Origin of the sequence: Tabrizicola sp., from assembly GCF_034366665.1 — a bacterium.
Taxonomy (GTDB): domain Bacteria; phylum Pseudomonadota; class Alphaproteobacteria; order Rhodobacterales; family Rhodobacteraceae; genus Tabrizicola.
The window spans coordinates 1-5,099 of record NZ_JAXMMF010000073.1; the positions used below are offsets into that span (position 1 = coordinate 1).

At 65.1% G+C, this 5,099-nt stretch carries 8 protein-coding genes; 3 read left to right on the forward strand and 5 right to left on the reverse strand.

The window, feature by feature from the left end; translation table 11 throughout:
• The 4 genes from U1E69_RS09925 to U1E69_RS09940 all read right to left on the reverse strand — a co-directional run.
• The coding region (locus U1E69_RS09925; RefSeq protein ID WP_322244219.1) for a DUF2271 domain-containing protein at positions 1-191 on the reverse strand (191 nt) is incomplete at its 3' end.
• Positions 192-250: 59 nt separating this feature from the next.
• Positions 251-628: a hypothetical protein gene (locus U1E69_RS09930; RefSeq protein WP_322244220.1), complete on the reverse strand. Its 378-nt coding sequence runs from the start codon at positions 626-628 to the stop codon at positions 251-253.
• A gap of 167 nt (positions 629-795) precedes the next feature.
• Positions 796-1,446, reverse strand: a complete 651-nt coding sequence (locus U1E69_RS09935) for a cytochrome b/b6 domain-containing protein (RefSeq protein WP_322244221.1) — start codon at positions 1,444-1,446, stop codon at positions 796-798.
• Positions 1,439-1,747: a PepSY domain-containing protein gene (locus U1E69_RS09940; protein WP_322244222.1), complete on the reverse strand. Its 309-nt coding sequence runs from the start codon at positions 1,745-1,747 to the stop codon at positions 1,439-1,441. The genes U1E69_RS09935 and U1E69_RS09940 overlap by 8 nt, the downstream gene beginning before the upstream one ends.
• A 149-nt stretch (positions 1,748-1,896) precedes the next feature.
• Here U1E69_RS09940 and U1E69_RS09945 point away from each other — a divergent pair, with 149 nt between their 5' ends.
• Together U1E69_RS09945 and U1E69_RS09950 are read left to right on the forward strand one after the other, a co-directional pair.
• Positions 1,897-2,556, forward strand: a complete 660-nt coding sequence (locus U1E69_RS09945; protein WP_322244223.1) for a response regulator transcription factor — start codon at positions 1,897-1,899, stop codon at positions 2,554-2,556.
• On the forward strand, positions 2,553-3,896 hold the full coding sequence (locus tag U1E69_RS09950) for an ATP-binding protein (protein ID WP_322244224.1): 1,344 nt from the start codon (positions 2,553-2,555) through the stop codon (positions 3,894-3,896). The genes U1E69_RS09945 and U1E69_RS09950 overlap by 4 nt, the downstream gene beginning before the upstream one ends.
• 100 nt (positions 3,897-3,996) lie before the next feature.
• Here the strand turns inward: U1E69_RS09950 and U1E69_RS09955 are convergent, their stop codons facing one another.
• Entirely contained in the window at positions 3,997-4,317 is a 321-nt protein-coding gene (locus U1E69_RS09955; RefSeq protein WP_322244225.1) for an H-NS histone family protein, read from the reverse strand.
• Positions 4,318-4,742: 425 nt separating this feature from the next.
• On the opposite strand from U1E69_RS09955, the gene U1E69_RS09960 reads away from it, so the two are divergent.
• Positions 4,743-5,099 (forward strand): single-stranded DNA-binding protein (locus U1E69_RS09960; RefSeq protein WP_322244226.1); only part of this gene is annotated, 357 nt, incomplete at its 3' end.

Sequence of the window (5,099 nt, forward strand, 5' to 3'; positions counted from 1 at the left end):
TTCGACTTGCCGCCCGCCATCCACAGGCTGCCGACATAGGCGCCCGAGGCATCGGTGACGTAGAGCGCCAGGTAGGCGCCATCGCCGCCATAGCTGTTCATGGTGGTGGTCAGCGTCACGGGTCGGGCCATCGCCAACCCCGGCAGGGTCAGGGCGGTGGTCAGGGCAAGGGTGGCGAGAAGGGATTTCATCGGATGTCCTTTCGATGATGATGGGCGCCCCACATGGCGGTGGGGCGCTAGAGCCGGGATCAGTTGGTCACAGCCACGGGCGGCGCGCCGTTGCCGAAGAGCCCGTTTGCCGGAGGTGCGACAGTGCCTGCGGGCGCGGGGTTGCCGAGAGCGCCGATGCAACCGTCATCATCATCATCATCATCATCATCGTCGTCGTCGTCGCAGTCCTCGTCGTCGTGCCCGCGACGTACCCATCCGCCGTCGTCATCATCGTCATCGTCTCCGCTCACACGGATGAGGGGCACGGGCTGGTCGTCCGCACTGAGCACGGCGGCGCAAACGCCGCTGCAGTCGCCCTGCGCGTTGCCTTGGGCCTGCATCGCGGCAAGGGCAGGCAGGCCGAGTGCCACGGTCAGGGCCGTCGACGCGAAAAGAAGGGAAAGTCGGGATGTCATGGCGTTGTCTCCTAGGATCTGATGCTGCCAATCTGGGCCCCGGACCTGAGCGGTTCCTGACGCCGTCCCATTTTCTGCTTCAGCTTGGCGTCAGGAAGAAAAAGGCCCCGCCGGGGTAGGGCGGGGCCAGTCGGACCACGAGGGACAAGCGTGGTCGGGGAAAAGGGTTAGGCGATGTCGCCGGGTTCGGCGGCGCGCTTCTCACCGGTGATCATGGCGCGGGCGAGGTTCTCGCGGTGGCGGACCGAAGCCAGGACAACACCGGCGACATGCAGCGCCGCCAGCATCAGCATAAGGTTGGCGAGGGTCTCGTGGATCTCCTCGAGCGCGCCTTCGACCTCGCGTCCCTCGCCGTACTCGTCGCCATCATCGTCCGCCCAAGCCGGGGCCACGATCTGCGGCAAGGCGGGCAGCAACGCCACAAGGTCTGGTTCCGCCATCAGCCAGCCTGTGAAGGCCGTGCCGGACAGCGTCAGCATCAGCGCCACGATCATCGCCGCCCCCGCTGGGTTGTGGCCGAGGTAACGGCGTTCGCGACCGCGCAGCATGGAACCCAGATAGGCGAGCGTCGCGCCGGGGCCTTTCACGAACTGCGCAAAGCGCGCATAGCGGCTGCCGGCAAAGCCACAGATCAGCCGGAAGGCCACAAGGCCCGCGACCGTGTAGCCCGCGAATTCATGGACGGGCTGCACCTCATCGGCTGTCAGCCAGGCTGTCGCAAAAGCGGCCACGAGGCCCCAGTGGAACATTCGGACCAGAGGGTCCCAGACACGCAGGGTCGCGACGTCCTTGGTCTGCACGGAAACATGGTCAGTCATTTTCCTGGCCTTCGCGTTCGCGATCGTCGTCGTCATCCTCGAACTCGAATTCGATGATCTGGAGCGTGCCGGGATGCAGCTTGACCTCGATCGCGCGGCCTTGCGCGTCGCGACCGTCGATCTCGTAGCAGCCGTCGTCGATCTTGATGCGCCGGACCTCCCAGCCTTGCGAGGTGGCGAACTCGGCCGCCGCCTCGCGCGGCTGCCAATCGGCCATCGGCACGAAGCAATCATCATCAGCCAGCGCGGCACCGGCTGGCAGGGCCGCCAGAAAAGCAAGAATTGTCAGTGTCTTTCGCATGGGCCACACTCCGGGTTACGGCCAGTCTGGATGATGTGATGCGCGCCGAAGCTGACGGCATCCTGAAGACGGCTGCTGCATGGCTTCAGTTTGATGTCAGGAGAGACAGTCAGAACGGAACCGGCACGGGGCCAAGGGGGCAAAGGATCATGCGCATACTGCTTGTTGAGGATGACATGGTTCTTGGTGCAGCCGTGCGGGACCAGATCGCCGCCGATGGCCATTCGGTTGACTGGGTCCAGCGGCTGGATGCGGCCGGGGACGCGATTGGCGGGGCAAGCTTTGACCTTGTGCTGCTGGACCTGATGCTGCCCGATGGCCGGGGCATCCCGTTCCTGCGCCGCCTGCGGGCCAAGGGAGATGTGACGCCCGTCATCATCCTGACCGCACTTGACCAGATCAGCGACCGGATCGAGGGGCTGAACGCAGGGGCCGACGACTATCTGGTGAAACCCTTCGATCTGGCGGAACTGTCCGCCCGGATCGGCTCGGTGGCGCGCCGCTATGCGGGCACCCCCAACCCCATCGTCACTCACGGGCCACTGGAGATCGATCTTGCAGCGCGCAGCATTCACCGCGAAGGACGGCCGGTGACCCTGACTGCCCGGGAATGGGCACTTTTTGAGGCGTTCCTGTCCCGGCCTGGGCAGCTTCTGTCCAAGGCGCAGCTTGAGGACAAGCTTTACGCCTTTGGGGCCGAGATCGAGAGCAATACGATCGAGGTTCATGTCAGCCGCTTACGTAAGAAGCTGGGGGCGGAGATGATCGAGACCGAGCGCGGCCTCGGTTACCGTCTGGGCCGCGCATGAGGGCGCCGCGCAGTCTTCAGGGTCGCCTCGGGCTCTGGCTTGGCATTGCCCTCACGGTGCTCTGGGTTGCGGCTGCCACCGTGACGGCGCTGATCGCGCGTGGCGAGATCGAAGAGGTCTTCGATTCAGCCCTTCAGGAAACCGCGCAGCGCATCCTGCCCTTGGCCGTGGTCGACATCCTGAACCGTGAGGAGCCTGGCATCAGCCAGCGCCTCGCCGCCATCCGCGAACATGACGAGTTCTTCACCTACATCGTGCGCGATGATCAGGGGCGCATCCTGCTGCAATCCCATGCCGCCGACCCGGGCGTGTTTCCCGCCTGGGACGGGATCGGCTTTCGCCAGACGGCGACACATCGGCTCTACAGCGACGAGGCCGTACAGGGCACGATCCGGATCACAGTGGCTGAGCCGCTGGACCATCGCGCAAGCGTGGCGCGCGAGCTCCAGATGGGTCTTGGCCTGCCGCTGCTGATTGTTCTGCCGGTGGCGCTCCTCGCCATCATTTTTGCCGTCCGCGCCAGCCTTGCGCCCCTGCGCCAGTTCCGCGACCGGCTGTCGGCGCGGGGCGCACGCGACCTGAGCCCCGTCTCCAGCGAGGGTCTGCCGACCGAGATTGCGCCCCTCGCCGACACGATGAACAGCCTTCTTTCACGGCTGGAGGCGGCCTTCGAGGCTGAACGCAGTTTTGCGGCAAACGCCGCCCATGAACTCCGCACCCCGCTGGCCGGTGCCATCGCACAGGCACAACGGCTGCAGACAGAGACGCGCGACGCCGACGCCAAGGCCCGTGCGGCCGAAATCGAGGCCACGCTGAAACGCCTGACCCGCCTCTCCGAACGCCTGCTGCAACTGGCCCGCGCCGAGGGCGGCCGCCTGCGCCGCGACGTCGTTTCCGATATTCGCCCCGTGGCCCGACTGATCGTCGACGACCTTGCACGCATTGCGGGGCACGGGCGCATCTTGCTCACCATGCCAGAAAGCGCCGTCATGTCGGATCTGGACCCCGACGCCTTTGCGATCATTTTGCGCAATCTGATCGAGAACGCCCTGCGCCATGGTCAGCCAGAGACCCCGGTTGAGGTCTCGCTTGTGAATGACGGAACGCTGATCGTCGCCAACGACGGCCCGGTCGTGCCCGCCGAGGACCTCGCACGGCTGACGCACCGGTTCGAGCGTGCCCGGTCCGATGGAGAGGGCAGCGGTCTTGGGCTGGCCATTGTTGCGACGATTGCCGAGAGGTCTGACAGTCAATTCGAACTCAGGTCGCCTCGCGAAGGCCGGGCCTCGGGGTTCGAGGCGCGACTATCACCGACCAGAACAAGCATTCTGAATCGCTGAGGAACGGATCAGGCTTTACACATTGAGCTGAAAGTCTGCCATGCGCGCACCGCTCACTTGGTGGCGTATTGACCGAGGAGCCCGACGCATCTGGGCTAGATCAGTTGATTGCCAAATCGGTTGCCGTTTTCCCCGCAGCCAGTGCCTCCACGAACCATTGCGGCTTACGCCCACGACCAGACCAGGTGAGCGCCGGGTTCTCAGGGTGCCGGTACTTCGCCGCGGTAGGCGCGCGGGAGGATTTCGTCTCGGTGCCCACAAGTTCGGCTAGGGAGTAGCCCAAATCCCGGGCGAGAGCTTCCACCTTGGCGCGCGCTTCCGCCCTCTGCCGATCCTCATAGGTGGAGATCGCCTTGGCGACGTCCTTCTGCATTTTCTTCAGCTCGCCGAGCGACAGTGCCTCGAGATCGTAATCAGCCATTGATGCGCTCCGTGTCCTGAATGTCCCTGTATCGATAGCCCGTCGCGGCAAGGCGCCGCAACTCCCGGAAGGCTGGGGCAGGGGTGGCAAAAGCTGTTGGCCGCCGTCTTCGCCGCCAGGGAGGTGCTGGACTGGGGGTTAGGCTGTTCCGATTGCCGGGATGACAGGGCCTGGCATGGGCTCCCCGCGCATCTCTGTCTTCTGGGCCATCCCTTCGACTGACAATCCCCTAATCCCGTTCGCTTGCCTGCGCGCAACCCCGCGTCAGTCCGGGCCGTGTTGCCCCTATGGGGCTGCCCGCTCCACCCCGGACCTCTGGGGGTTTCCGGCGTCCGTTCCGTCCACCGTGCACGCGTCACCCGACGGGCTTTTTCCGGGTCTTGTCGAAGGGACGGTCCCGAAGACAGGACATACAGGAGCTTACCATGCAGAACATCGTCATCCTAGCCGGCAACATCGGTCAGACCCCCGAAGTCCGCACCACCAAAGGCGCGGGCACCAAGATCACCAACTTCAGCCTCGCCACCTCCCGCCCCCGCATCTCGGAAGGTCGCGTCCTGCGCGACGAGAACGGCTACCGGGTCATGGACACGGAATGGCACCGCATCACCTGCTTCAACGGCCTCGGCAAGACGGTCGCGGAGCACTGCGAAAAGGGCATGAAGGTCCTCGTCCACGGCCGCATCCACTACACCAAGTGGATCGACAGCATGGGCAACGACCGCTACGGCTGCGAGATCATCGCCGAAAAGGTCGACTTCCTGAGCCGCCCGAAGTCGGCC

Excerpts from the sequence above, each read along its gene's own strand:
- U1E69_RS09930 (WP_322244220.1), bottom strand. The coding sequence starts at position 628 with ATGACATCCCGACTTTCCCTTCTTTTCGCGTCGACGGCCCTGACCGTG.
- U1E69_RS09935 (WP_322244221.1), bottom strand. The coding sequence starts at position 1,446 with ATGACTGACCATGTTTCCGTGCAGACCAAGGACGTCGCGACCCTGCGT.
- U1E69_RS09940 (WP_322244222.1), bottom strand. The coding sequence starts at position 1,747 with ATGCGAAAGACACTGACAATTCTTGCTTTTCTGGCGGCCCTGCCAGCC.
- U1E69_RS09945 (WP_322244223.1), top strand. The coding sequence starts at position 1,897 with ATGCGCATACTGCTTGTTGAGGATGACATGGTTCTTGGTGCAGCCGTG.
- U1E69_RS09950 (WP_322244224.1), top strand. The coding sequence starts at position 2,553 with ATGAGGGCGCCGCGCAGTCTTCAGGGTCGCCTCGGGCTCTGGCTTGGC.
- U1E69_RS09955 (WP_322244225.1), bottom strand. The coding sequence starts at position 4,317 with ATGGCTGATTACGATCTCGAGGCACTGTCGCTCGGCGAGCTGAAGAAA.